Origin of the sequence: Mucilaginibacter panaciglaebae, assembly GCF_039539265.1 — a bacterium.
Classification (GTDB): Bacteria; Bacteroidota; Bacteroidia; order Sphingobacteriales; family Sphingobacteriaceae; genus Mucilaginibacter; species Mucilaginibacter panaciglaebae.
The window spans coordinates 26,629-52,018 of record NZ_BAABCV010000013.1 but is presented as its reverse complement, the minus strand read 5'-3'; the positions used below and the strand labels follow the sequence as shown (position 1 = coordinate 52,018).

Below are 25,390 nucleotides of genomic sequence, written 5' to 3'. Positions count from 1 at the left end.
AGCCCACTAAAATATACGAATGAATAAATTTCTTTTTGCTATTCTTTTCTCTATCATAAGCACTGCTGCCATAGCGCAGGTCAGACAGAACCAGTCGGCTTTCAAAATGTCAACGTCTGATACTTTGAACTATTTAAACCCAAAGGAGTACATTATAGGGGGCATAAATATTACAGGTACCGTACACCTGGACAAGGACGTACTTGCGCAGATAGCGAAGATCAATAAGGGCGATAAAATATTATTACCCGGCGAAGCGAGTGCCACTGTTATCAGAAATCTGTACAAAGAAAATTTATTTGACGACGTACAGCTTTACATTACCCGCTTAGCTTATGATACCGTTTATCTGGAAATAGCCGTAAAAGAGCTGCCTCGTTTGTCAAGGTTACATTTAATAGGCCTGCATAAAGGCGAGATAGACGATATCAACAAAAAACTGGATGATAAAGGTAAGGTGGTAAACACTAACCTGTTAAAGCATACTACTGACGTTATTAAACGTTTCTTTAACGAGAAAGGCTTTTTAAATACTACAGTTGATATCAAACAAAGACCTGACCCGGGCGACCCCAATAGTTTAATATTGGATGTAACGGTTAATAAGGGTAAAAAGGTAATGATAAACTCAGTTACCTTTGAGGGTAATAAGGCATTCTCTGATAGTAAGCTACGCAGCTATTTATCAAAAACCCGCAGCCGTAAATGGTACAACCTTTTTGGTTCAAAGAAGTTTAAAGAAGATAAGTATACCGAAGACAAGCAAACCCTGATTGAGAAAATGCAGGCTGCAGGTTATCGCGACGCAGCTTTGATAAGTGATACCGTAACCAGGCACGATTATCAAACGGTTGATGTAAAAATTAAAGTTTATGAAGGCCCTAAATACTATTTTGGTAACATTAAGTGGTCTGGCAATGCTAAGTTTACCGACCAGCAGTTGAATCAGGTATTACGCCTTAAAAAAGGCGATGTATTTAGCGAAGAATTATTGAGCAAACGGCTAAGCGGCGGAGGCCCTCAGGGCGACGACGTAGCATCCTTGTATTTAAATGATGGCTATTTAACCTATAACTCTGATCCCGTACAAACCAGCATAGCACATGATACCGTTGATCTGGATATCAGAATTTATGAAGGCCCGCAATACACCATTAACCGTGTAACGGTAAAAGGTAATGACGTTACCAATGACAAGGTAGTATTGCGCGAATTACAAACCTTACCGGGGCAGAAATTTAACAAGGCTGCTTTGATTGAAAGTACACGTATCATTGGTCAGTTAGGAAACTTTGACGATCAGAAAACCGAACCGAGACCGGTTAACTATAACCCGCAGGATGGTACAGTTGATTTAATATACAATGTGGTTGAAAAACCATCAGACCAGGTTGAGCTTTCAGGTGGCTTTGGTGGCGGCCAGTTTGTGGGTACTTTAGGTTTGACGTTCAATAACTTTGCTATTAAAAATATTTTTCATCTGAAAGATTACAAACCGTTGCCTAAAGGCGACGGCGAAAAATTGAGTATCAGAGGCCAGTCAAGTGGCCGTACTTATCAAAACTATTCGTTTACTTTTTCTGAGCCGTGGTTAGGTGGTAAGAGGCCGATCTTCTTTTCGGTTACTGCTTACACTCAATTAAGTTCTACCGGTCAGTATTATGCCAAAACCGATCCGAACTATAACAACCTGCGTATTAACGGTATTGGCGTTACTTTGGGTAAGCGTTTAAAATGGCCTGACAATCGCTTTCAGTTAAACTATTCATTAAACTTTGACCATTATAATCTGGATAACTATCCCGGTTATTTGTTTTCAAATGGTACATCGTACAACATTAAATTAACACAGGAACTTTCGCGTAACTCGTTAGAAGGATCGCCAATATTCCCTACAGGTGGTTCAAATATCAAATTTACTTTACAGGGAACGCCGCCTTACTCGTTATTTAATAATATCAACTATAAATTGCCGCCCACCCAGGAGCAGTTATATCACTTTGTAGAGTATTATAAAGTTAAGTTTGATGCGCAATGGTTTATACACCTGGCCGGTAAATTTACATTAATGACTCAAACCCGTTTTGGCTGGTTAGGCGAGTATAACTCCGTTGTTCCGGGTTCGCCGTTTGAACGCTTTAAGTTAGGCGGCGACGGTATGCAGAGCTATCAGTTTTTACAGGGTAGCGATATTATAGGCTTACGTGGTTACGAAAACTTTTCTATCGTGCCGGTTGGATCGAATTACACTGCTAACAATAACCCAGGCGCGGCTATTTATGATAAATTAACTTTCGAGTTACGCCACCCGGTTATTACCAGTTCATCGGCTACTATATTTATGCTGGCTTTTGCTGAAGGTGGTAACGTGTGGGATCATTTCTCGCAATTTAACCCTTACAATGTCAGAAGATCAGTGGGTGTTGGTGCAAGAATATTTTTACCTATTTTTGGTCTGCTTGGCTTGGATTATGGTTACGGCTTCGACCCTATCCCCGGTATACCTACCGCTAATAAGGGACAATTTAGTTTCTCCATATCACAAAGCTTAAGCGGTGGTTTTAACTAAGAAAAAAAATTGATGAAGAAGGTAATTTTAATGCTGGCTTTTACGTTTTTAGGTTTCACAGCAGCCTTGGCACAGCGTTTTGCATATGTAGACTCTGATTATATCCTGAAACATATGCCTGATTATGTATCTGCCCAAAAACAATTGGGGGCATTGTCAGACCAATGGCAAAAAGAAGTTGATGGTCGTTTTCAGGAAGTGGACCGATTGTACAAAGCTTACCAGGCCGATCAGGTTTTATTATCGGCTGATATGAAAAAGCGCCGCGAGGACGAGGTTGTTGCCAAAGAAAAGGCAGCTAAAGATTTTCAACGCCAGAAATTTGGCCCAAATGGAGAGTTGGAAACTAAAAGCAGCGCAGTAATGAAACCTATTCAGGACAGAGTAGCTAAAGCAGTGCAAGCCGTTGCCGAAGCCGAAAACCTGGATATGATCTTTGATAAAAACAGCGAGGTGATAATGTTATATGCAAATCCCCGTTATGATAAAAGCGCCGAAGTGATCACCCGTTTAGGGCTGAAACCAGGTGTATTTGCTAAATAAAATTTTTATATATATAATCGCGAATTAAATTAAAACACATAGAACAAAGACAATGAAAAAATTATTTAAAGTTGCTTTAGTCGTAGTATGTATGGTATCGATGGGCAACTTTGCCAAAGCGCAATCAAAGATCGGCTATATTAATACTAACGAATTGATCCCGGTAATGCCTGAGTACAAAACCGTTACTGCTCAAGTTGACGCTTATAGAAAAACATTTGTTGACGTTTTGCAAGGTCTTGGTAATGAACTGCAAACTAAATCTGCCGATTACCAGGCTAAACAAGCAACAATGACTGATGCTCAGAGAACTGCCAAGCAAGCTGAACTGAATGACATTAACAAGCGTGCCACAGATTACCAAAATAATGCGCAGCAACAAGTTGCACAAAAAGGCGAAGAGCTGATGAAGCCACTGCTTGACAAAGCAAAAACTGCAATTACACAGGTTGCTAAAGAAAAAGGTTACACTTATGTAATTGATACATCAAGTACTACTTTAATTGTTGCTCCAACAACCGACGATTTGTTGCCTGCTGTTAAAGCTAAATTAGGTATTGCTGCTACAGCTACTCCTGCTGCCGGCAAATAATTACTATATGACATTAAAAAGAGCGCCTCTGATTATGAGGCGCTTTTTTTATTTTTGATCATTCATATCATCTCACCATGCCGGAAAATCATCCCATAGGTATTTTTGATTCGGGGATAGGCGGTTTAACCGTATTTCGCTCCATCGCAGAACAACTGCCCGGTTATGATTATGTTTACCTGGGCGATAACAGCCGTGCTCCGTATGGCAACCGGTCATTTAACACCATCCATCAATATACCTGGGAGTGTGTGCAATGGCTGTTTAAGCAGGGCTGCCCGCTAGTTATCCTGGCTTGTAACACCGCATCGGCCAAAGCACTGCGTACTATTCAGCAGAAAGATATGAAAGCGCTTGATGCTTCAAAAAGGGTACTGGGCGTCATTCGCCCCACGGCAGAAGTTATCGGCGATTTTTCATCTACGAAAAATATCGGCGTATTAGGAACTGTTGGCACTGTAAGATCAGAATCATATCCCATCGAAATACAAAAATTCTTCCCCGAACTGAAAGTGTATCAGCAAGCTTGCCCGCTATGGGTACCGCTGGTTGAGAGCGGCGAGTACGAGAAGCCGGGTTCTGATTACTTTATACAAGAATATCTGGATCAACTGATGGCTCAGTCGCCGGATATTGATACCATACTGTTGGCTTGTACCCATTATCCGTTATTGCAGCATAAAATTAAAGCCCACTTGCCTGACAATATCAATGTGATTGCTCAGGGGGATATTGTGGCAAAAAGCCTGGCCGACTATTTGCAACGTCATCCGGAATTAGAACAAAAATTAAGCAAAACCGGCAAACGAGAGTTTTATACAACGACAGATGATACAGCCGAGTTTGACCATCATGCCTCGCGGTTCTTTGCTGCGCCCGTAAAATCATCATTTGTGTCGGTCACAGAGTTTAGCTGCAAATAGTCGATATTGTAATGCTTCTTTCTTTTTTTAATAAATTACTATCAGAAAGGTAGTTTTTATATAATCTAATCAATTCAATCACCCTAAAATTTATTAAGTTTGCATCTAAAGCAAAGCAGTTGAACTTTTATATTACATATTTCCTGATTGCGATAGGCTTATTTGTTTTTGTAGCCGTGTTTACGCTTTTTGGCGTTTATGCCGAGCGCAAACTTTCGGCTTTTATTCAGGATAGATTGGGGCCAACCGAAGTAGGTAAATATGGATTGCTTCAAACAGTAGCCGATATTATCAAGCTGATACAAAAAGAACTGATCATTCCGGCTTCGGCTGATAAGATGTTGTTTTTAATGGCCCCGTTGATCATCTTCGTAGCGGTTTATCTGGGTTTTGCCGCACTGCCCTGGGCTCCGGGGCTGGTTCCTGCAAAGATTAATATCGGGCTGTATTATATCCTGGCTATTATTTCTATAGAGACACTTGGTATCCTGATGGCCGGTTGGGGTTCGAACAATAAATACTCCATATTGGGTGCTATGCGCTCCGCCGCACAAATTATATCGTACGAAATACCCGCAGGTTTTGCGCTGATATCGGTAGTGATGATCGCTCAAAGTTTAGACCTGCAAACTATATCGTTACAACAAGGTGTTTTATCGCACGAAAAAACAAAATTTCTGGGTTTTTGGGATGTATCAGCGACAGGCGGAATATTATCATGGAACATATTTAGGGCACCACATCTGATCATTGCATTTATCGTTTACTTTATCGCCTCATTGGCAGAAAGTAACCGGGCGCCTTTTGATATCCCTGAGGCTGAGTCTGAACTGGTAGCGGGGTTTCACACCGAGTTTACCGGTTTACAGTTTGCGTTGGTGTTTTTAGCAGAGTACGCAATGATGTTCCTGGTTTCGATGGTCGCCGTAATTTTGTTTCTGGGTGCCTGGAATACGCCGCTGCCAAATATAGGCATTGTGCGCCTGGCCGACTGGACAACGGGTACCGCCTGGGGTATTTTGTGGATAGGGGCAAAAACATTGGGTTTGATTGCTGTGCAAATGTGGATCCGTTGGACGCTGCCGCGTTTAAGGGTAGACCAGCTCATGAATCTATGCTGGAAGGTGCTAACCCCGCTGGCATTTGTATGTATGCTGATATCGGGTGTCTGGCGGCTATGGTTAATGTAAGGAGGCGATTAGAGATTGGTTAATTAGAGATTAAGAGAAAATCGGTGTAATTAAGACTCATCGGTGTAATAAAAATAAATATAAAGTGATAATTAAAGCTATAAACGGATTTACTACTGCCTTAAAAGGTCTTTCTCTGACCTTTAAGCATTTGGTTTCGGGTAACTCGAAAAGGCAGGTGAGCCATATAAGCGATAATAATTACTTTAAGCAGTTAGAAGGTACCACCAATACCATCCAGTATCCGCACCAGCAGCTGCCGGTGCCGGAGGTTGGACGTTACCAGTTGGATGTAGAGATAGACGACTGCATTGTCTGCGATCTTTGTGCCAAGATCTGCCCGGTTGATTGTATTACCATTGACTCTATTAAAGCTACCGAGGCCATTGGCCAGACATCCGACGGAACAACAAAACGTATTTATGCCGCCAAGTTTGATATTGATATGGCTAAGTGCATGTACTGCGGTTTGTGCACCATTGTTTGCCCTACCGAGTGTATTGTAATGACTAACCAATATGACCGGAGCTTTTTTGAACTGAAAGATCTGACCTACGAGTTTGCAGATATGCCCGCTGATGTTGCTGCCGAAAAACGCCGATTGCTGGAAAATCAATTGGCCGAGCGCCAGGCCGCTAAATTGGCTGCCTTGAACAAAAAGGAGGGCAGCGCATGACTTTGATGCGGATAATGTTCTATGTATTAGCGGTGGTAGTTATTGGGTCGGCATTGTTTGTAGCCGGCAGCAAAAACCTGGTGCGCTCCATATTCATGTTTTTTATAACGCTGTTTGGACTGGCCGGCCTTTATGTGTTATGTATGGCCGACTTTATAGCCGTTACCCAAATTGTTATTTATGTGGGCGGCGTGCTGGTGCTGATATTATTTGCCTTTATGTTATCGGGTAAAGAAAATCTGGAGCTGGTACAAAAGCAGGAAAGTAAGTTTATCAGTCTCGGCAAAGTACTGGCTTTACTTTTAGCTATACTGTTTTTTGTGGTGATGGTAAACGTGTTATACAAAGCTGACGCAGATCATTTACAATGGATACAAACGGCGCAGCATAATTTCACCGCACTACGAACTCACGATTCGACCGTCGAAAATATTGGTATCAATCTGATGACACGATATTTATTGCCGTTTGAGGCGATATCTATCTTGCTGATGATGGCCTTAGTAGGCGCAGCCCACCTGGCCAGAAAGGAGCGCACAGACGCATGATCACGCTAACTGATTTTTTAATAGTAAGCGCCGCATTGTTTTGTATCGGCCTGTATATGATCGTTGTTAAACGCAATGCAATCCAAATTTTGATAGGAATTGAGTTAATGCTCAACGCTGCCATATTAAACCTGGTGGCCTTTGGCAAATATGATAAGATAAGCAATGGCGGTAACCTGTTTGCCTTGTTTGCTATCGTATTGGCTGCTGCAACCACGGCCGTTGCGTTGGCCATAATATTAAATGTTTATAAAAAATATAAGACTATTGATCCGGATAAGATCAATAATTTGAGGGATTAAAAGGGCTGATAAATTTGAATACACCATTACCATACTACGATCTGTCAACTATTTGCTTCGCTGTGGCTGCGGTGTTATTGCCGCTTTTTGCCTGCGTGGTAAATTGTCTTTTGCCGGGTAAGAATAACAAGGCTTCGGGTGTAATATCAACTTTAGCCATTTTAGCGGCAGCTGTGTTATCGGTGGTAGTGTTCAGCAAAACCTGGAACGGCCATCAGATACACATACAACAGTTGTGGTTTACCATTGGCGATACGCAGTTATATGCCGGTATTTTACTCAACAACCTGTCGGTCATACTGCTCATGCTGGTTTGCGTGATAGCTCTGCCTGTGCACATTTACTCGACTGCCTACATGAAGCATGACGAGAATTATGATCGTTACTTTATTTACCTGAGCTTGTTTTGTTTTAGCATGCTGGCACTGGTGGTAGTCGATAGCATGATATTGCTATATGGTTTCTGGGAGTTGGTTGGTTTCTCGTCTTACCTGCTTATAGGTTTTTGGTTTACACGAGAGAAGGCCGTTCAGGCCAACAAGAAAGCATTTTTAATGAACAGAATAGGGGATATCGGTTTATTAACTGCTATCATGACCCTGTTTGCGCAATACCATACATTCGATATTATTCAGCTTTTTGGTGATGGTGGCTTTATAAGTCAATCAACGGTGCAAAACGGCGTTTGGTTAGGGCCAACCGGTAGCTTGCCTGCCATTTGGCAGTATGTTGCTTTTGGTGGTATTTTGTTGGGCGTGGCTGCTAAGTCGGCACAGTTTCCACTACATACCTGGTTGCCTGACGCGATGGAAGGGCCAACCTCCGTATCGGCATTGATCCACGCTGCAACGATGGTGGCAGCAGGGGTGTTTTTATTGGGTCGCGTTTACCTGATGTTCACTACTGCCGAGTTAGATATATTGGCTATAGTAGGTTGCTTCACCGCTTTCATGGCTGCAACCATCGCTCTGACTCAAAACGATCTGAAACGTATCCTGGCATATTCAACCATATCGCAATTAGGTTTTATGGTGATGGCAATGGGTATTGGCGCTTATGCATCTTCACTGTTTCATTTGGTTACGCACGCCTTCTTTAAATGTGCACTTTTTTTGGTAGCAGGGGTGGTGATCCATGAAATGCAGCATATTAAACAAGATAACAACCTGGATATCGACCCGCAAAATATACTTTACATGGGTGGCTTGCGCAAAAAACTGCCGCTTACATTTTTAGTGGCTGTGGTTGCTGGTCTGGCGCTGATAGGTTTACCTTTCACTTCGGGATATTTATCTAAGGATGGTATTTTGGTGCAGGCTGTCGATTGGTCGGACAGTAAAAACCCGCTATTCAGATTGATCCCGATAGGAGCTATCATCACTACCTGGTTAACCGGCTTCTATGTGGCCAGACTTATTGCTAAAGTGTTCTTTGGCGAATTCAGGTTGGAGCAATTTCATCCCCACGTTCAGTATCACGTTAGTGATGGTGGTTGGCAATACCGCGTGCCATTGGTATTTCTGGGCGCGGCGTCGCTGTTTCCGCTGTTCTCTTTGAATCCGTTTATTTACGAACATGCCTGGATCTTTACGGGCTTTGGCTCAATCCATCTGGAGCGGATAAATATTTACCATACTATCATCCCGGTGGGGATAAATATTCTGAGTTTGTTTTTGATTTACTGGGCATGGGCCATTTATACCGGTCGTAAGTTATTGATCTTTAAACAGACTGGCTTTTTCTTTCACTTGTCATACCGCGAGTGGTACATCGATAAATTTTATAACCGGGCTATTGTAAATGCCGTGTTGGGTGTCAGCAAAGTACTTTCATGGGTTGATCGTGTAGTGATTGACGGTTTCATCAATGGTTTATCAAATTTAGCTGTCGGCATAGCCAGGCTTGCCGGATGGTTTGATTATAACGTTATTGACGGAATATCGCGCCTGCTTACTTTCATTGTTAAGATAACCGCTAATTTTGTGCGCCGGTTTCAAGGCGGTAAGGTGCAATATTATTTATTCAGTATGCTGGCCGTTGTGTTAGCGCTTATTATTTATTTATCTTTTTGATACATTAATCATAAAATGAACCAACTAACCCTACTCATATTTATACCGTTGTTGTTTGGCCTGGTAATAGCCTTGCTGCCTTCGACCATGCGCAACAGCTTTAAATATATTACGCTGGCGGCAACACTGGTACAGTTTTGCCTGAGTATTGGTTTGTATTTGAACTTTAAAAGCGGCGCCGGTTTTGCGGGAGTAGCTAACGAAAGCCAGTTTCAATTTGTGCAGAAATTGCCCTGGATAAATGTAAACCTGGGCAGCATGGGGCACATGCAAATGGATTACTTTGTCGGGGTTGATGGTATATCTATAACCTTGTTAATTATGTCGTCGCTGGTGCTGGTTATTGCTGCGCTGGCGTCGTGGGAGATCAAAAGTAATCTGAAGGGTTTTTTTGTGCTGTTCCTGATACTGGATATGGCGGTAATGGGCGTCTTCTGCTCGCTGGACTTCTTCCTGTTTTATATCTTTTACGAGCTGATGCTATTGCCGCTTTACTTCCTGATTGGTATGTGGGGGGGCGCAAGGCGAGAGTACGCGGCTATCAAGTTCTTCCTGTATACCTTGTTTGGTTCGGTGTTTATGTTGCTGGTGATGATAGGTCTGTACCTGTCTGTTACTGATCCGTTAACCGGCGCCCATACCTTCAACATGGTTTATATGATGAACCCGGCTAATTATGATGCCGACAGTATTTTTTCAATTATCAATCATCATACCTTATTAGGGATATCTGCACGTACATTAGGGTTTATTGTATTGTTTGTCGCTTTTGCTATTAAAGTGCCCGTGGTGCCTTTACATACCTGGTTGCCAGATGCACACGTTGAGGCGCCTACCCCGGTATCAATTATACTGGCGGCTATTTTGTTAAAAATTGGTGGTTATGGTATCATCCGTATCTGTATGAGTATATTCCCTGATGTGGCCACTAACGGCGCATATTGGCTCGGTGTACTTGGTGTCATCTCCATTATATACGGTGCTTTAAATGCTCTTGCACAGCGCGATCTGAAAAAGGTTATCGCCTATTCGTCCGTGTCGCAAATGGGTTTTGTTTTGCTGGGTATTGCCTCACAAACAGCCGAAGGTTTGAACGGTGCGGTAATTCAAATGGTAAGTCATGGTTTCTTATCTACTATGCTGTTCTTTTTAGTAGGTGTAGTTTATAATCGTGTGCATGACCGCGATATTTACAACTTCCGGGGCTTGGGTTCGCTCATGCCAAAGTACACCGTTTTTGTGATGATTGCATTTTTTGCTTCATTAGGCTTACCGGGTTTTTCGGCTTTTATTGCCGAGGCATTCTCTTTAGCGGGGGCGTTTAAATCACCAACGGTTAATGGCTTGCTGCCTTACTGGCTATCGGTTTGCGGCGCGGTGGGTATATTATTAAGTGCCTGCTATTTCTTGTGGACGCTACAACGCATGTACTTTGGCTCGCTATCACTAAAAGGGGGCGATGTCTGGAAGATAGCCCTGACAGATTTAAATGCCCGCGAAATTATTACGCTGTTGCCTTTATCAATTATGGTATTAGCTTTAGGTGTAATGCCATCGCTGGTGTTTGGTAAGATCAACTACTCGGTATTGGCTTTGGTGCAACTTTTACATCTAACCAAATAATATGTTATTACCCGATATAAGCGCGCAACTAACCGGTATACTGGGCGATCTGAAATACATCGCACCAGAGATCTGCCTGTCGCTTTTATTTTTGGTGGTATTAATTACTGATCTGCTTTTTGGCCGCAATTCAGAAAAGCTATGCCGTATTGTAGCTTGCTTAGGTATTGTGTTGGTAATATCTAAAGATATCCAGCAGATATCGCTATTGGCGGGGCAGGGCAGATTACTGTTTAGCGGCATGTTGCTGGAGACAGAGTTGTCTGTCATTCTGCGATTGATCATTGACGCGGGTGCTTTTATCCTGCTGTTATATTTTGGTTGGGACGAGCAACTCAAAGCGCATCCGAAGAAGTTATCCGATCTGTATTCCATAACTATCGCTGCTATCTTCGGACTGCATTTAATGACTCTGGCCGTTAACCTGCTGTCTGTTTATCTGGCTATCGAGATGGTATCTATAGCTTCATATCTGTTAGTGGCTTATCGGGCAGAAAACGCTCTCAGTACTGAGGCGGGGCTAAAATATGTATTGTTTGGTGCGGCGTCATCGGCAGTTATGCTTTATGGCATATCCTTACTGTATGGTTTTACGGGTACTTTAGGATTGTTTGATAATAGCTTTATCGCCGGGCTTATTGGGGTAAATAAGACAGCCGCCATTTTTGCACTGGTGTTGGTACTAATTGGCATTGGGTTCAAACTATCCTTTGTGCCTGTTCATTTTTGGGTGCCTGATGTGTATGAAGGCGCATCCACACCCATCACTGCATTTTTGTCGACACTGCCAAAGGTAGCCGGCTTTGCCCTGCTGATCAATTTTCTGACACCATTTATTATAACGCCTGCCTGGAAGGCCTTTGATTTTGGCCTTTGCTTGTCTGTTATCGGTGTGATTACCATGATAGCAGGCAACTTTGCTGCGGTAATGCAAAAAAATGTTAAACGCCTGTTGGCTTACTCAAGCATCGGCCATACCGGCTTTGCGTTAATGGCTGTAGTCACGTTTAATGAGCAAGGTATTAGAGCGCTTGGGTTTTATTTAGCAGTTTATATACTGGCTAACATCGGTGCGTTGATGTTGGTGTCATATTTTACGGGTATTACCCAATCAGAAAACGTAGACAGTTATAAAGGATTGGGGCTAAAATACCCGGTCGCATCAATTTCTTTCGTAATTATCCTGATTTCGTTAACCGGACTGCCTGTTAGTGCGGGTTTTGCCGGAAAATTGTTGGTTTTTTCGGCTGTTTATAGCAGTTATACCGCAAATCATGACGTTTGGCTGCTTATTTTAACAATAACCGGGGCTATTACTACCGTTATTTCGTTATTTTATTATATCAAAATACCTTTATATCTATTCTTAAAGCATGCCGAGGTGGCCGAATCTGTACCGCAGTCACTTTTTCTTTTGATTACATCACTAATTATAGCAATTGTTTTGCTGTTATTAGGTATTTTTCCAGATTGGTTAAGTAGCTTTTTATAAAAATCTCCCGATTTGTCATTTTTTTAATAAAAATTTGACATTTTTTTCGATTATTTATGATATTAATCATAATTTCAGCCGTTTTTTAAAATTATTGTATAGAATTTATATGAAGCGCTACTTTCCGTTTTTTCTTGTTGTTGGGATTTTAATCCTAACCTTTATTTTTCCTTCCGTAGAATTTAAGAACACCGGAAATACTCATTTTAACACAGGCGATATCGCCTGGATGCTGATGTCAACCGCCCTGGTTTTGATTATGACCCCGGGTTTGGCATTCTTTTATGGTGGTATGGTTAACAAAAAGAATGTCATCTCAACCATGCTGCAAAGCGTAATCTGTATGGTAATCATCACCGTAATGTGGGGTATTTTTGGGTTCAGCTTAGCCTTTGGCGATAGTTTTCATGGTATAATAGGGAACCCTGCCACTTATTTTATGATGAAGGGTATGTTGGGTAACACCACCTGGAAATCGGCACCTACTATTCCGCTGTTGTTGTTTGCTATGTACCAGTTAAAATTTGCTATTATAACTCCAGCATTGATTACTGGTGCATTTGCAGAACGTATCCGCTTCAACTCGTATATCATTTTTCTTATTCTATTCAGCATTTTTATATTCTCGCCCCTGGCGCATGCAACCTGGCATCCGGATGGCTTATTAGCTAAATTAGGTGTACTTGACTTTGCAGGCGGTACCGTTGTACACATGTCTGCAGGGTGGGCGGCGTTAGCATCAGCCTTATACCTAAAGAAAAGAAACGAAGTCAGCCATTCGCCTGCACGTATTACTTATGTATTAATTGGTACCGGCTTGTTATGGTTTGGATGGTTTGGCTTCAACGCCGGATCTGCATTTGGCGCAAACCACTTAGCCGTTATCGCGTTAGCAACCAGTACCACTGCTTCGGCTGCTGCCGGTTTAACCTGGATATTTTTTGATATGCTGAAGGGCCGCAAACCATCGGCAATGGGTACTTGTATTGGCGCCGTAGTTGGTTTGGTTGCAATTACGCCGGCTGCCGGTTACGTATCTATACCTCACTCGTTAGCTATCGGTATTATATCAGCAGTGATTAGTAACCTGGTGGTTGAGTGGCGTACCGGCACATCTATTGATGATACTTTGGATGTTTTCCCTTGTCATGGTGTAGGTGGTATGGTAGGTATGTTGCTTACCGGTGTGTTTGCTAATCAAAACGTTAACCACAGTAATACTACAGGTAACGGTTTGTTCTTTGGTGAATCACATTTATTTCTAATTCAGGTTTTAGCTTTAATCCTGGTATCGATATTCGCTTTCTTCGGATCATTATTACTGTTGAAAATCACCGATATGATCTCTCCGCTACGGGTATCAGCAGAAGATGAGGTTATTGGCCTGGACATCAGCCAGCACGGGGAGAAATTATAACAGAGATCTCCAAGCAATCTATAGACCATAATTGGAAGGCGGCCCTGGGCCGCCTTTTTGTTTAAATGGAGATAATACGACGTTTAAATGTTGTTAATATTTAATACGATTTAATGACAATTGGGGTGCGCATAGTATTGGTTTAAAAGTTAACTTTGCTGCTCCATAATCAATCATGAGCGATCAGATTAAACACGAGTGCGGTGTGGCATTTATCCGCCTTTTAAAGCCACTGTCTTATTATCAAAAAAAATACGGTACTGCACTGTATGGCTTAAACAAGCTTTATCTTTTAATGGAAAAACAACACAACCGGGGCCAGGATGGTGCCGGGGTTGCTACCATTAAACTGGATATTGAACCGGGTAAGCGGTACATTAGCCGGCACCGATCGATGGCGTCGAACGCGGTTGCTGATATATTTGAATATATCCAGAAGAAGTTTGCCGAAATACAAAAGGAATCGCCGGAAAAAATGGCTGATACCGAATGGCTCAAAGAGCACGTAAGCTTTACCGGCGAAGTGTTATTGGGCCATTTGCGTTATGGTACCCACGGCAAAAACAGCATCGAAAGCTGCCACCCCTTTCTGCGTCAAAACAACTGGATGACCCGTAACCTGGTTATTGCCGGTAACTTTAACATGACTAATGTTGACGAGTTACTGCAGCAATTGTACGACCTGGGGCAGCATCCGAAAGAAAAAGCCGATACAGTTACCGTACTGGAAAAGATGGGCCACTTTATTGATACTGAGGTACAGGGCCTGTTTGACCAATACAAACGCGAAGGGCTGAATGACAATGCCGAGATCAGTAAGCTGATAGCCAATGATATGGATGTGGCTAAGATACTGCAAAAATCGGCCCGTAACTGGGACGGTGGCTATACCATTGCCGGTATGCTGGGCCACGGCGATGCCTTTGTAATGCGCGACCCTGTAGGCATTCGCCCGGCATTTTATTATTATAACGATGAGATTGTAGTGGCTGCATCAGAGCGCCCTGCTATACAAACTGCATTTAATATCCCGGCAGAAGAAATTAAAGAAATACGGCCCGGACATGCGCTGATTGTAAAGAAAAACGGTAAGATTACCGAAGATATGTTCAGCGAGCCGCTTGAAAAGAAATCATGTTCTTTTGAGCGTATTTATTTTTCAAGAGGCAGTGACTCGTCTATCTATCGCGAGCGTAAACAGTTGGGCCGGTTGCTTTGTCCGCAAATATTGGAGGCTGTGGATAATGATGTCAAAAACACGGTATTCTCTTACATCCCTAACACTGCCGAAGTTGCCTTTTATGGCATGGTAGAAGGGGTGCACAAATACATCAAAAAATACCAGCGCGATCGCCTGCTAAACCGTGAGGATAAAATAAGTGAAGAAGAACTAACCGAGGTGCTTTGCATGGCACCGCGTGTCGAGAAGATAGCTATTAAGGATGTCAAGCTGCGTACTTTCATTACCCAGGATGCTGACCGTACCGAAATGGTGGCCCATGTATATGACACCACTTACGGATTGATTAATCGAGACACCGATACTTTAGTAGTTCTGGATGACTCAATTGTCCGGGGCACCACTTTGAAACAAAGTATACTAAAGATATTAGATCGTTTAGGCCCTAAAAAGGTTGTAGTAGTATCGTCAGCTCCACAGATCCGTTATCCGGATTGTTATGGTATTGACATGTCTCGTATGGGCGAGTTTGTAGCTTTTGAAGCTGCAATAAGCCTATTGAAAGAACAGGGTAAAGAGCATATTATTACTGATGTTTACAATCAATGTTTAGCCAGTGCGGCATTGCCAAAAGAAAAAGCTGTTAACTATGTTAAAGCTATTTACGAGCCGTTTACTGATCAGGAAATTTCTGACCGCATAGCGAAAATCATCACTCCAAAAGATATAAAAGCCGAGGTTAAGGTTATTTACCAAACTTTAGATAACCTGCACAAAGCCTGCCCCGACCATACCGGCGACTGGTATTTTTCAGGCGATTTTCCAACACCAGGTGGCAACAAGGTAGTGAACCGCGCCTTTGTTAATTGGATGGAAGGTAAGAATCAGAGAGCTTATATGTAAGCTTAGGTAAATTAAAACAGAAAAGGCGAAAGTTAACTTTCGCCTTTTCTGTTTCATAAATATTTTTATCCTCTCACTGTAGTATTATACTGTTGGCGCAGAAAAAACGTAGTGAGTCACTAATTTATCCAGCAGTATCAGCGATGCGATAATAAGCGCAATACCTGCAACCTCATTTAAACGGTGTACAAATTTCTCTGATATACGATCGCGAAGCTTATTGGCATAAAAAGCCTTGGTAGTATCTAACCCAAATTGCACAATCAGAATGGTTAAAAACATGATGGCAATTTTGAAAGAACGGTTGTGTGTGTCGCTACGGTAAATGGTACTGGCGGTACCAATAACGGTGATCCAATGAAACAGTAGTGTCGGGTTAAAAATGCACATCAGGAAACCTTTTAGAAAATATCCGGTGCGCTTGAGGCCCGTAGGCTGTGTATTCTCGTAATTTACTTTGGCTTTTTTAACAATATAGCGTACCCCTACAACAAACAAGATGATACTGCCTATAACCCCTGCAATAGTTTTGGTGTGCGCCGAAACTTCAAAAAATTGTGAACCGAATAATATCGAACCTACAAAAACAACGTCGCTGCATACAACACCCAGTGCCAGGAAAACCCCTGCATGAAAGCCACGCTCTATACTGGTTTTAATCAAAGAAAAAAACACCGGGCCTGTCAAAAACGTGAGCACTATGCCAATCCCAATACCTGAAATAACAGCTTCTATCATTTAATCTGCAACGTTTGTTCAGTTTAAAGTATGCGAAGATGCGATTTTTATCGCTTATACAAAGAAACTTTAATGTGGTATGTTTATTAAATTAACGTAATAGAATTATAAAAAATAGTTATGTTAGTGGTTTAAAACCAATTTCAATACAACTGATAAAATGAAAGAAAATAACACCAAAAGTTACGGGTCGGCTTTGTACACACTGGTCACCGTATTCTTCTTCTGGGGCTTTTTGGCGGCCTCAAACGGTATCTTCATCCCTTTTTGTAAAACACATTTTCATCTGACTCAATTTGAGTCGCAGTTAATAGACTTTACCTTTTACGGCGGATATTTTATCGGTTCGTTAATTCTATACTTTGCTTCGCAGGCAACTAAGGTTGACATTTTAAACAAGTTGGGTTATAAAAACGGTATCGTTTTGGGGCTGGTTATTTCGGCGGGCGGTGCGTTGTGTATGATACCTGCAGTAGCTACCGGATCATTCATTTTTATATTAGGAGCTTTATTTATCGTAGCATTGGGTTTCTCATTGCAGCAAACAGCAGCTAACCCTTTCGTAGTAGCTTTAGGCCCGCCTGAAACCGGTTCGAATCGGTTGAATTTTGCTGGCGCTATTAACAATATAGGCGGTTTGTTAGGCCCTATTGTAGTTAGTTTGGTATTGTTTGGTTCGGCGCAGGGTGCGTCATCAACCAGCGATGTAAAACTTTCATCAATCGATACCCTGTATTATATTTTGGCTGGTTTATTCCTGGCGGTAGCCGTTTTCTTTTATTTTGCCAACTTGCCGGTAGTTACCAGTGACGAAAAGATAGAAAACAGCAAAAAACCTACGCCGCCGCTAATTATTATGTTCCTCGCTTTCTGTTTGATCATGGTAGCCGACCAGCTGGCTGCTGCAACCGGCATTGCCAAAGCCACATACATCTATGCGGCCCTGGCCATTATCATCTTTACCCTGGTAGGCTCCTTACTATCAGCTCAGAAAAACAAAGAGGGTTGGGGCGCTATGCAATACCCGCAGTTGATTTTGGGGATGATTGCCATCTTTACTTATGTAGGTACCGAGGTGACCATTCAAAGTAATCTGGGCGCATTACTGAAATTGCCGGATTTTGGTGGTTTTACTGAAAGCCAGATGTCGCCATTTATATCACTTTATTGGGGCAGTTTGATGATTGGCCGCTGGACAGGTGCTATCGGTGCATTCAACTTCTCAAAAACAGCTAAAAATATTTTGACCCTTATTGTTCCGTTTGCCGCATTTGCCATTATTCTGTTGGTAAATCACTCAAGCGGCAGTGATGTGAGCAACTTGTATATTTATGCTATCAGTATCGCCATTATGATCATTGCTTTCTATATCGGCGCTCAAAAGCCCGTACGGACATTGGTTTCTTTAGGTGTGCTGGGTATGATATTTATGCTGATAGGTTTATTCTCTACCGGTATGGTATCAGTATTTGCATTTATTAGTGGCGGCCTATGCTGCTCAATTATGTGGCCTTCAATTTTCTCGTTGGCTATTACGGGCTTAGGCAAATATACCGGTCAGGGTTCCGCGTTCCTGATCATGATGATCTTGGGCGGATCTATCATTCCACCGGTACAAGGTTTAATGGCCGATACCATTGGCATCCATCAATCATATCTTGTTCCGGTAATCGGCTTTGCTTACATTGTATTCTTTGCCTGGAAGGTACGTGTTGAGCTGATTAAACAAGGTATCAACATTGACCACGTACAAGTTGAAAAAAGCGGGGGGCATTAATGTGCAGCGATTAGAGTTCGGAGGTTAGAGATTAGTTGCAGAACCCGCTAATAGCTAACCTCTGACCTTATTTGCTTTTATTAATCTCTGATCTCTCCAATCTAAATCACTAATGAAGCCCTCCTTCGATCATATATTCATGAAATTGGCTACTGACCTGGCTTTGCGCTCGCATTGCGTAAAGGCGCATGTTGGTGCAGTATTAACGCAGGATACGCGTATAATATCCATCGGTTATAACGGCCCCCCGGCTGGTACCCATAACTGCGATGAAGAATGGCCCGAAACCGGCTGCGCGCGCGACTCTAAAGGCAGTTGCTCGTTAGCTTTACATGCCGAGGAAAATGCGATTTTATATGCTGTAAAAAGTGGTGCCAAATTAGAAGGGGCAACTTTGTATACCACCTTATCACCATGCATTGCCTGTGCCAGGCTAATATTTTCGGCAGGGATAAAACAGGTATACTATAGTAAATCGTATGCTAAATACAAAGGTATCCCAAGTGATGAAGGGGTAGATTTTCTGAACAGATTCGGAGTGCCTACCTTAATGCTCGAAGGAGAGGCGGCGGTATAAATCAGCAGTTTCCTTTGTTTAAAAATGGCGTCACCAAATCGCAGGCTAGTTTTAATTGTTGCTCAGGAGTAAGATTGGTATTATCCAATACAATGGCGTCTTCTGCGCGGGTTAATGGGCTCTCCTCACGGGTCGTATCGGCATAATCGCGGTGTGCCAGGTTCTCGAACACTTCCTCCAGGGTCATATCAGGATTAGTTGGTAACAGCTCTTTATAACGGCGCTCAGCGCGGATTTTTGGATCGGCAGTCATGAACAGTTTGATCTGTGCATGCGGGAATACCACGGTGCCAATATCGCGGCCATCCATCACCACATTTTTTGATTTGCCCATGCGTTGCTGCTGACGTACCATTTCTTTACGTACTTCTTTTATAGCAGCTACTTCGCTTACTTTATCAGACACGGGCATCTGTCGAATTTCGACCGATACCTCCTCATCGTTCAGCGTGATATGTGTCTGGTAATCGCGCGAATGGAAGTTTAAATGGATATTTTTTAATGCCTCAACAATCTGATCATGATTGGTGGAATCGACATTGTTGCGTATAAAATACAGCGCTACAGCACGGTACATCGCCCCGCTATCAACATAAATAAAGTGAAGTTTTTTGGCCAGGGCCTTTGCTAAAGTGCTTTTGCCGCATGACGAATACCCGTCGATAGCTACTACAATATTGCTGCTCATACCGGGTACTAAGGTAGCAAAAAGTTGGCAGTTAAATTTGATGGCAACCGCTAATCACCATCGTGCGCCTAACTTTCTTACCTTTAGGCATGAATTTTTCGAAGGAGGATTTGCAGAAAGAAGTTGTTTATAAAACCTCGCGCAGCGGCGGCAAGGGCGGTCAAAATGTAAATAAAGTGTCGAGCAAGGTCGAGTTATTGTTTTCGATAGAAGCTACGCTTTTGTTTAACGATGACGAAAAACAAAGATTAACCGAAAAGCTGACCGGTAGGTTAAACAAAGATGGCCTTGCGCAAATTATTTGCGATGAAGAGCGTAGTCAATATCTTAATAAAGCCAAAGCGACAGAGCGTTTAATAAATATATTGCTGCGGGCATTAACCGTACAAAAGCCGCGGAAAGCCACCAAACCAAGCAAACAAGCCAAAGCCAAACGCTTGGATGATAAAAAGCAGAATGCGGCAAAAAAAGCAGACCGCAAACGCAATTTCGATTACTAGTTAAACTTGTAATATACCGTTGCTGATCCCCATGCTTCTGACAGATGCATGTAAGGGGTTTCTTTTGAATGAAAGGTAGCAGCGGCATCAATTACCCAGCGTTTAGTAGCATAAGTTACCCCAATTTGATTGCTGAAAACAAAGCGCTGCAGGTCTGCAGTTATTTCCATGTTGCTTGCGTCTTTTTTGCTGAATAGGCCGCCTTGTATAGTAGCGTCATAACCCACCACGTTTGCCATAGGCTTGTAGTATAAAAAGAACTCATGCTTAGATAAGGGTGTAATACTGTTGTCGGCGATAACAGAACTCTGCGTACTGGCCGAATTAAATAGTTGATTAAACACACCTAAACGCAGCAAAACACCCGCACCGGCGCCGGTAATACCGGTGCCCAGGTTGGCATACGATGTAAATGAAAGGTCAAGTGCGGTGTCTCTGCCTATAAGTCGGTTATACTGGCCAGATAAATTTAGTTCCACATCATTTTTGATCTGATATTGCCAGCCGTTAGGTGCGTAAAAACCAAAATTTTTATGAACCCACTTTTGCGCCTCCTGAGCCCCCGATGCCGGGCCTACTATGCCAATTTGAACGCCAAGTTTTAAATTAGCCTCGTTTTTATATAGATAATTCATGCTGGCGCCCGCGTATAAATAGCCCGCAAATGGCCTGTCGATATAATTAACTGAAGGTACATCACCACTTTGCGGATTAAATATCTTTTGTCCCAGGTCAAAACCTAAAACCTTGTTCTGTAAGTCAGTATTGTTTTTTACATCTAAAGCATGCCTGAAATAAAAATATAAGCCGTCTGTGTAATAGCGGTCGCTGCCCTGGCCCAGGTAAGAGTCATTATCGCTTTGGATACCAAATTCGTCACGATGGTTTTGTGCGAAACCACAGGTAGCTGACAAAATCAACAGTAGGGGTAAAAAAATATTCTTCATTAAGGCTTATATAATTCGAATCAAAAAGGCCCGTCGGTATAACGGGCCTCTAAATTAATTTAAAATGGGTTTAACATCTTCTTTTACTGTCAAATCAATCGGATCAATTACTTTTTCATTGAGCAGGGCCAGGTTAATTACTTCGCGCATTTCTGTAACATAATGAAATTGCAGATCCTTAATATAGCTTTCCTTAATTTCGAGTATATCTTTTTGGTTCGATTTGCAAAGGATGATCTCTTTAATATTAGCGCGTTTGGCTGCTAATATCTTTTCTTTAATACCACCCACCGGCAATACACGACCACGCAGGGTGATCTCGCCCGTCATAGCCAGATGCGGTTTTATTTTACGTTGAGTAAATGCCGATGTCAATGCAGTAAGCATGGTAACGCCAGCCGAGGGGCCGTCTTTTGGTGTTGCACCGGCCGGAACGTGTACATGGATATCCCATTGATCAAACAACCTCGGGTCGATGCCGAAATTTGTAGCATGGGCACGTAAATAAGCTAACGCGATAGTTGCAGATTCTTTCATAACATCACCCAAACTACCGGTCAAGGTAAGTCTGCCTTTACCCGGACTTAAGCTGGCTTCGATAAATAAAATATCGCCCCCTACCGATGTCCAGGCCAGGCCGGTAACCACGCCGGCTACATTATTGCCTTCGTAAAGGTCCTTGTCAAAAATAGGGGCACCCAGAATCTTTTCTACATCCTGTTTGCTTACTATGGTATTATATGGTTCTTCAAGTGCTATGTTTTTAGCAGTACCACGAACTACAGAGCCTATCTTTTTCTCTAAACCACGTACGCCCGACTCGCGTGTATAATCCTCAATCAGTTTTTCTAAGACATCTGATTTTAGCATGATATCTTTGGTTTTCAACCCATGTGCCTCACGTTGTTTAGGCAACAAGTGTTGTTTGGCAATTTCTATTTTTTCTTCGATAGTGTATCCGTTCACCTCAATGATCTCCATGCGGTCTAACAAAGCAGGCTGTATGCTGCTCAGTGAGTTTGCTGTCGCGATGAACATAACATTCGAAAGGTCAAAGTCCATCTCTACATAGTGGTCGTAGAAATTGGCGTTTTGCTCAGGATCTAATACCTCAAGCAAAGCAGATGATGGATCGCCACGGAAGTCATTGCCCACTTTATCAATCTCATCCAGAATAAACACAGGGTTGGCCGCGCCAGCTTTTTTTATCGATTGGATAATGCGGCCCGGCATGGCGCCAATATAAGTTTTACGGTGGCCTCTTATTTCAGCCTCATCGCGGATACCACCTAAAGCCATACGCACGTATTTACGGCCTAAAGCTTTGGCAATTGATTTACCCAGTGACGTTTTACCAACTCCCGGAGGGCCAACCAGGCAAAGTATCGGCGCTTTCATGTTATGCTTTAACTTAAGTACTGCTAAGTACTCAATGATGCGCTGTTTTACCTTGTCTAAACCAAAATGATCCTTATCTAATACCTTTTGAGCCCGTTTAAGGTCGAAGTTATCCTTAGTAAATTCGTCCCAAGGCAGGTCAACTAACAATTCCAGGTAGTTTATCTGTACCGAGTAATCAGCAGCGGCGGGGTTGGTACGCGCCAGTTTTTCAATCTCTTTATCAAAATGTTTTTTTACTTCAATATTCCATTTCTTTTTGGCCGCACGCTGGCGCAGGTTCTCGATTTCCAGATCGGCGGTGCTACCGCCCAATTCTTCCTGGATAGTTTTGATTTGCTGATTCAGGAAATAATCGCGTTGCTGTTTATCCAGATCGACACGCACGCGGGTCTGTATTTGATTTTTAAGCTCCAGCAGCTGTAGCTCGGTAGTTAAATGCTCAAGCACCGTATTGGCCATTTCATGCCTATTGGTAATCTCCAGCAACTTTTGCTTCGCGGTCATGTCGGCATTCATGTTTGATGAAATGAAGTTCATCAAAAACGAGGTGCTCTCGATATTACGGATCGCTATGCCAGCCTCGCTAGGTATGTTTGGCGATAGCTGTATAATATTCATAGCCAGATCTTTGATTGAGGATATCAGGGCTTTGAATTCTTTGTCTTCTTTAGCTTTTTTTACCTCTTTAAAAGGCTCGATGGTAGCTTTGATGTAAGGTTCGGTTTGTACCTCTTCTTTTAAATAGAAGCGTTTCTTGCCCTGTAATATAACCGTAGTGTTACCATCGGGCATTTGCAGCATTTTGATAATCAACGCTACTGTACCAACTTTATTTAACTGACTAAAGGCGGGGTCCTCAATTGCTACATCTTTTTGCGATACAACACCAATCATACGGCTGCCTTTATTGGCATCGCGAATTAACTTGATGGATTTATCACGGCCAACAGTAATAGGAATTACAACTCCCGGAAACAGCACTGTATTGCGCAATGGCAAAATTGGCAGTACATCTGGCACCTGTTCATTATTCATCTCCTCCTCATCTTCTGAAGACATCAGAGGGAAAAACTCTGAATCCTCATTTATTACCGGTAAAGCACTCTTAAAATCAAACGGGTCAAAACTCATCAATAACTTTTTTATAAAATTAACGTCATGTTGTCAGTCCGTAATAAAAATCAGACCACTTAACATAGTCTAATAACGACTATTACGCGCCTGGTGTTATGTTTCAAGACTGATGCCAAGTTAACGTAATATAAATATAACCAACAATGTGAAGATGTATTGGTTTGATTACCTGGTGGTTATAAATTTAAGGTGTTTTTAGTAAATGTTTTTTAAATTATTGGTAAAGATGAAAAAAAGTCATAGTCTTATGGCCGGGAAATATTAGGATAAGCCCGAGGTAAAAAAAATGGTATACCTATAATATTTTTATTGATAGACAGTTAATTATATACTATTTGTTTAAATATTAAACTTTTGATGAGGTTATCAATATTAGTGTCCTTGCTGGTTTTTTCGACCGTTGAACGTGCGGCGTCTCAAAACGCTTATACCAAGCTCGGCCAGCAGGCGTATATTGACGGCAATTTTAAGGCAGCAATTGCTCAACTGGAAAAAGGTCGTCTTATTGACTCTACAGATGCCAATGCTTTGTGGATGCTAGGCTACTCTTATTATCATAGTGAAAACTATGCAAAATCAATAGCTGCTTTTACCAAAGAAATTGCCATTGATCCTGCCGATGCACATGCCTATTACTACCGTGCTAAGGCACAATGTCGTTTGGGTGTGGATAGCAAAAACCCGGCAGAAAAGGAAAAGTATTTGCTCAGTTCTATTATTGATTTAACCAAAGCTATCTCCATTAATCCTGCTGAAGCCAAGATTACCTCTTTTTATCAGAACCGGGGAATGGCCTATAAAGAATACGGCTTTTTTCGTGCACAACAAAATACCAAATTCTTTGACAAAAACCGGGGCGCCAGCTCATTAAAATCTGCTATAGCCGATTTTCAAAAAGTATTGGATGCTGATAAAGGCAGGGAAGATATAGCCTCGCTGATTGACGTTTGTAAAGAAAAACTTGCCTCTATCGTCGGGCATCATTAATTAATGTCCCTTTTATAGAATATTTGTTAGTGCCCAAAAAGCGCACGTGCTGCGTTTTATTGATAATATACAACGAGTCTGGGTAATAGGTCAGCACTTCAGTAGTTTGGTACAGAATATTTTTACTGGCATTATGAATGATTATCCATTTAATGCTTTTGTCTTCATTTCTGGCAATAGCTATCTCGCGTGTTCTCAATTCAGGTGTTTTGGCCATGTAAACTACAGAACCATTGTTACGCGGTTGTATATTGTAGCTGTCGCGCCAGGCCGGTTTATTAATATCCGACTGTATGAATAAACTTAACTCCAATCCCCAATCATCAATATGTATCTTTTTGGTTTCGCTGGCGCCATTGTGCGTAACCGTTTTTAGGGTAAGATGATTAAGCCTGCGCAATTTGGCCGTATCAGCTTTGAAATATCCCGCAAGGTCAAAATACTTTGGCTTGACATCATTTTGGATGTTATCAGGTTTGCAGGAGGGTAGGAGAGAGAAAAGTATGGCTATAACCCAGACTGAGCGATACTGACCTACACGGTAATGATCCCCTTTTAAAACGGGGCGTGTCGGGCTGTGCAGCGGTAAAGGTGTGTTATGCGCCATTTAA

At 42.2% G+C, this 25,390-nt stretch carries 22 protein-coding genes; 17 read left to right on the top strand and 5 right to left on the bottom strand.

All coding sequences use genetic code 11. The features are described 5' to 3' along the window. The first annotated feature begins 19 nt into the window (after positions 1-19). The 13 genes from bamA (at position 20) to ABD772_RS16030 (ending at position 16,030) form a co-directional block, all read left to right on the top strand. Positions 20-2,569 carry an outer membrane protein assembly factor BamA gene (gene bamA / locus ABD772_RS16090; RefSeq protein WP_345106751.1) on the top strand — a complete coding sequence of 850 codons (2,550 nt, stop codon included), beginning with the start codon at positions 20-22 and terminating at the stop codon, positions 2,567-2,569. A gap of 12 nt (positions 2,570-2,581) precedes the next feature. After that, entirely contained in the window at positions 2,582-3,112 is a 531-nt protein-coding gene (locus ABD772_RS16085; RefSeq protein WP_345106748.1) for an OmpH/Skp family outer membrane protein, read from the top strand. 52 nt (positions 3,113-3,164) lie between these two features. Then, on the top strand, positions 3,165-3,704 hold the full coding sequence (locus tag ABD772_RS16080; RefSeq protein ID WP_345106745.1) for an OmpH/Skp family outer membrane protein: 540 nt from the start codon (positions 3,165-3,167) through the stop codon (positions 3,702-3,704). 77 nt (positions 3,705-3,781) lie between these two features. Continuing rightward, a complete protein-coding gene (gene murI / locus ABD772_RS16075) occupies positions 3,782-4,627 on the top strand; it encodes a glutamate racemase (protein ID WP_345106743.1) in 846 nt (281 codons plus the stop codon). 119 nt (positions 4,628-4,746) lie between these two features. Next, positions 4,747-5,817, top strand: coding sequence for an NADH-quinone oxidoreductase subunit NuoH (gene nuoH, locus ABD772_RS16070; RefSeq protein WP_345106741.1), 1,071 nt, complete (start codon positions 4,747-4,749; stop codon positions 5,815-5,817). A gap of 85 nt (positions 5,818-5,902) precedes the next feature. Then, the gene (locus ABD772_RS16065; RefSeq protein WP_345106740.1) at positions 5,903-6,493 is read left to right on the top strand and encodes a NuoI/complex I 23 kDa subunit family protein; all 591 of its coding nucleotides are present in this window, start codon (positions 5,903-5,905) and stop codon (positions 6,491-6,493) included. Positions 6,494-6,507: 14 nt separating this feature from the next. Next, positions 6,508-7,041 (top strand): NADH-quinone oxidoreductase subunit J family protein, encoded by a 534-nt coding sequence (locus tag ABD772_RS16060; protein WP_345106738.1) that lies wholly within the window; start codon positions 6,508-6,510, stop codon positions 7,039-7,041. Continuing rightward, complete coding sequence (gene nuoK / locus ABD772_RS16055) at positions 7,038-7,343, top strand: NADH-quinone oxidoreductase subunit NuoK (RefSeq protein ID WP_345106735.1); 306 nt, start codon at positions 7,038-7,040, stop codon at positions 7,341-7,343. The genes ABD772_RS16060 and nuoK overlap by 4 nt, the downstream gene beginning before the upstream one ends. Positions 7,344-7,357: 14 nt before the next feature. Then, positions 7,358-9,415 (top strand): NADH-quinone oxidoreductase subunit 5 family protein, encoded by a 2,058-nt coding sequence (locus ABD772_RS16050; RefSeq protein WP_345106733.1) that lies wholly within the window; start codon positions 7,358-7,360, stop codon positions 9,413-9,415. Positions 9,416-9,430: 15 nt separating this feature from the next. Further along, positions 9,431-11,038, top strand: coding sequence for a complex I subunit 4 family protein (locus tag ABD772_RS16045; protein ID WP_345106730.1), 1,608 nt, complete (start codon positions 9,431-9,433; stop codon positions 11,036-11,038). Between the two features lies 1 nt (position 11,039). Beyond that, a complete protein-coding gene (locus tag ABD772_RS16040) occupies positions 11,040-12,530 on the top strand; it encodes an NADH-quinone oxidoreductase subunit N (RefSeq protein ID WP_345106727.1) in 1,491 nt (496 codons plus the stop codon). A 109-nt stretch (positions 12,531-12,639) separates the two neighbouring features. After that, positions 12,640-13,947 carry an ammonium transporter gene (locus ABD772_RS16035; RefSeq protein WP_345106724.1) on the top strand — a complete coding sequence of 436 codons (1,308 nt, stop codon included), beginning with the start codon at positions 12,640-12,642 and terminating at the stop codon, positions 13,945-13,947. A 175-nt stretch (positions 13,948-14,122) separates the two neighbouring features. Continuing rightward, the gene (locus ABD772_RS16030; protein ID WP_345106722.1) at positions 14,123-16,030 is read left to right on the top strand and encodes an amidophosphoribosyltransferase; all 1,908 of its coding nucleotides are present in this window, start codon (positions 14,123-14,125) and stop codon (positions 16,028-16,030) included. An 84-nt stretch (positions 16,031-16,114) separates the two neighbouring features. Here ABD772_RS16030 and ABD772_RS16025 read toward each other — a convergent pair whose 3' ends face one another. Next, positions 16,115-16,768, bottom strand: a complete 654-nt coding sequence (locus ABD772_RS16025; protein WP_345106720.1) for a LysE family translocator — start codon at positions 16,766-16,768, stop codon at positions 16,115-16,117. A gap of 160 nt (positions 16,769-16,928) precedes the next feature. On the opposite strand from ABD772_RS16025, the gene ABD772_RS16020 reads away from it, so the two are divergent. Then, positions 16,929-18,545 carry an MFS transporter gene (locus ABD772_RS16020; RefSeq protein WP_345106717.1) on the top strand — a complete coding sequence of 539 codons (1,617 nt, stop codon included), beginning with the start codon at positions 16,929-16,931 and terminating at the stop codon, positions 18,543-18,545. Positions 18,546-18,657: 112 nt separating this feature from the next. Next, a complete protein-coding gene (locus ABD772_RS16015) occupies positions 18,658-19,122 on the top strand; it encodes a deoxycytidylate deaminase (protein ID WP_345106715.1) in 465 nt (154 codons plus the stop codon). A gap of 1 nt (position 19,123) precedes the next feature. Here ABD772_RS16015 and cmk read toward each other — a convergent pair whose 3' ends face one another. Continuing rightward, positions 19,124-19,810, bottom strand: a complete 687-nt coding sequence (gene cmk, locus ABD772_RS16010) for a (d)CMP kinase (protein WP_345106713.1) — start codon at positions 19,808-19,810, stop codon at positions 19,124-19,126. 89 nt (positions 19,811-19,899) lie between these two features. Between cmk and arfB the strand changes: the two genes are divergently transcribed. Then, positions 19,900-20,310, top strand: a complete 411-nt coding sequence (gene arfB, locus ABD772_RS16005) for an alternative ribosome rescue aminoacyl-tRNA hydrolase ArfB (RefSeq protein ID WP_345106711.1) — start codon at positions 19,900-19,902, stop codon at positions 20,308-20,310. On the opposite strand, the gene ABD772_RS16000 is transcribed toward arfB, so the two are convergent. Both ABD772_RS16000 and lon read right to left on the bottom strand, forming a co-directional pair. Then, a complete protein-coding gene (locus ABD772_RS16000; RefSeq protein ID WP_345106709.1) occupies positions 20,307-21,257 on the bottom strand; it encodes a lipid A deacylase LpxR family protein in 951 nt (316 codons plus the stop codon). The genes arfB and ABD772_RS16000 overlap by 4 nt on opposite strands. Before the next feature lie 54 nt (positions 21,258-21,311). Then, complete coding sequence (lon, locus tag ABD772_RS15995) at positions 21,312-23,789, bottom strand: endopeptidase La (protein ID WP_345106707.1); 2,478 nt, start codon at positions 23,787-23,789, stop codon at positions 21,312-21,314. Between the two features lie 360 nt (positions 23,790-24,149). Here lon and ABD772_RS15990 point away from each other — a divergent pair, with 360 nt between their 5' ends. Next, complete coding sequence (locus ABD772_RS15990; RefSeq protein ID WP_345106705.1) at positions 24,150-24,779, top strand: tetratricopeptide repeat protein; 630 nt, start codon at positions 24,150-24,152, stop codon at positions 24,777-24,779. Here ABD772_RS15990 and ABD772_RS15985 read toward each other — a convergent pair. Further along, complete coding sequence (locus ABD772_RS15985; RefSeq protein ID WP_345106703.1) at positions 24,760-25,386, bottom strand: hypothetical protein; 627 nt, start codon at positions 25,384-25,386, stop codon at positions 24,760-24,762. The genes ABD772_RS15990 and ABD772_RS15985 overlap by 20 nt on opposite strands. Positions 25,387-25,390 lie beyond the last annotated feature (4 nt).

What these genes read in the sequence shown, in the direction of transcription:
- cmk (WP_345106713.1), bottom strand. Translation starts at nt 19,810, where the DNA reads ATGAGCAGCAATATTGTAGTAGCTATCGACGGGTATTCGTCATGCGGC.
- ABD772_RS16020 (WP_345106717.1), top strand. Translation starts at nt 16,929, where the DNA reads ATGAAAGAAAATAACACCAAAAGTTACGGGTCGGCTTTGTACACACTG.
- lon (WP_345106707.1), bottom strand. Translation starts at nt 23,789, where the DNA reads ATGAGTTTTGACCCGTTTGATTTTAAGAGTGCTTTACCGGTAATAAAT.
- ABD772_RS16060 (WP_345106738.1), top strand. Translation starts at nt 6,508, where the DNA reads ATGTTCTATGTATTAGCGGTGGTAGTTATTGGGTCGGCATTGTTTGTA.
- ABD772_RS16035 (WP_345106724.1), top strand. Translation starts at nt 12,640, where the DNA reads ATGAAGCGCTACTTTCCGTTTTTTCTTGTTGTTGGGATTTTAATCCTA.
- ABD772_RS16085 (WP_345106748.1), top strand. Translation starts at nt 2,582, where the DNA reads ATGAAGAAGGTAATTTTAATGCTGGCTTTTACGTTTTTAGGTTTCACA.
- ABD772_RS16080 (WP_345106745.1), top strand. Translation starts at nt 3,165, where the DNA reads ATGAAAAAATTATTTAAAGTTGCTTTAGTCGTAGTATGTATGGTATCG.
- ABD772_RS16040 (WP_345106727.1), top strand. Translation starts at nt 11,040, where the DNA reads ATGTTATTACCCGATATAAGCGCGCAACTAACCGGTATACTGGGCGAT.
- ABD772_RS15990 (WP_345106705.1), top strand. Translation starts at nt 24,150, where the DNA reads ATGAGGTTATCAATATTAGTGTCCTTGCTGGTTTTTTCGACCGTTGAA.
- ABD772_RS16030 (WP_345106722.1), top strand. Translation starts at nt 14,123, where the DNA reads ATGAGCGATCAGATTAAACACGAGTGCGGTGTGGCATTTATCCGCCTT.
- bamA (WP_345106751.1), top strand. Translation starts at nt 20, where the DNA reads ATGAATAAATTTCTTTTTGCTATTCTTTTCTCTATCATAAGCACTGCT.
- ABD772_RS15985 (WP_345106703.1), bottom strand. Translation starts at nt 25,386, where the DNA reads ATGGCGCATAACACACCTTTACCGCTGCACAGCCCGACACGCCCCGTT.
- arfB (WP_345106711.1), top strand. Translation starts at nt 19,900, where the DNA reads ATGAATTTTTCGAAGGAGGATTTGCAGAAAGAAGTTGTTTATAAAACC.
- ABD772_RS16025 (WP_345106720.1), bottom strand. Translation starts at nt 16,768, where the DNA reads ATGATAGAAGCTGTTATTTCAGGTATTGGGATTGGCATAGTGCTCACG.
- murI (WP_345106743.1), top strand. Translation starts at nt 3,782, where the DNA reads ATGCCGGAAAATCATCCCATAGGTATTTTTGATTCGGGGATAGGCGGT.
- ABD772_RS16000 (WP_345106709.1), bottom strand. Translation starts at nt 21,257, where the DNA reads ATGAAGAATATTTTTTTACCCCTACTGTTGATTTTGTCAGCTACCTGT.
- ABD772_RS16045 (WP_345106730.1), top strand. Translation starts at nt 9,431, where the DNA reads ATGAACCAACTAACCCTACTCATATTTATACCGTTGTTGTTTGGCCTG.
- ABD772_RS16015 (WP_345106715.1), top strand. Translation starts at nt 18,658, where the DNA reads ATGAAGCCCTCCTTCGATCATATATTCATGAAATTGGCTACTGACCTG.
- nuoK (WP_345106735.1), top strand. Translation starts at nt 7,038, where the DNA reads ATGATCACGCTAACTGATTTTTTAATAGTAAGCGCCGCATTGTTTTGT.